Annotated in this window: 1 protein-coding gene and 1 pseudogene; both read right to left on the bottom strand. The window is 31.2% G+C overall.

All coding sequences use genetic code 11. From position 1 onward, the window contains the following. Window positions 1–393, bottom strand: a pseudogene (locus tag EKL98_RS16130) (ATP-binding protein); the annotation flags it as partial. Window positions 394–443: 50 nt separating this feature from the next. After that, a partial coding sequence (locus tag EKL98_RS16125) for a PAS domain S-box protein (RefSeq protein WP_126563158.1) occupies window positions 444–736 on the bottom strand: 293 nt, incomplete at its 5' end.

Raw genomic sequence — 736 nt, 5'->3', positions numbered from 1 at the left:
GAGAAATATATTGAATATTGGTCTAGTTTGGTCAGACACAAAAAGGGCAAAACGTTTGTTTAATAATAGCGAACGTTCTTTTCCCAACAAATTTGCACATTTGAAATTGAGTTCCTTAATTTCTGCATCTTTCGAAAGTGTGAAATATCCAGAGGGAGCAAAATCATATAAATTTGTGTATTTTTCGGCAGCAGCAACTGCTTTGTTTTTTGCCAAAAGCAGTTCATCGTGCTGCATTTCGAGTTCGATCTGGTGTACTTCAAGTTCGTGAATAAGTTTAAGAATTTCGATATCAGAAATAGGTTTAACTTTTTTTATCGACTTGTTTTTAAGTTGTTCTTCGGCTTCTTGACGAAGGATGTCTGCTTCTGATGGGGTTGCTTTATTTTTCATAAACAGATACTATTTTTTGAAATATTATTTTTGGGGTACTGGTGTATAAATTATAAAATTGTATTGTTTTTATTGAGGATATCTTCTGCCAGTTTTTTCTCTGTGATATCACGAATAAAACACTGAATTACTTTATGATTATCTACTTTATATTGATTACTAATGAACTCTACATAAATCTTTTTTCCCTTAGCAGATTCTAGTGGCAAGTTTTCATATCGAATGATGCTTTTTTTCTGTAATTCAGTAAAGTTTTCTTTATTGGCAATGATGTCTTTGAGAAATCCAATTTCCCAAATTGCTTTTTCAAGAAATTCTTCTTTTGAATAGCCCAAAAGTTTAA

The sequence above is a fragment of the Flavobacterium bomense genome, assembly GCF_003970355.1.
The sequence above is the reverse complement of the archived record's forward strand: the minus strand, read 5'-3'. Positions and strand labels throughout refer to the sequence as shown.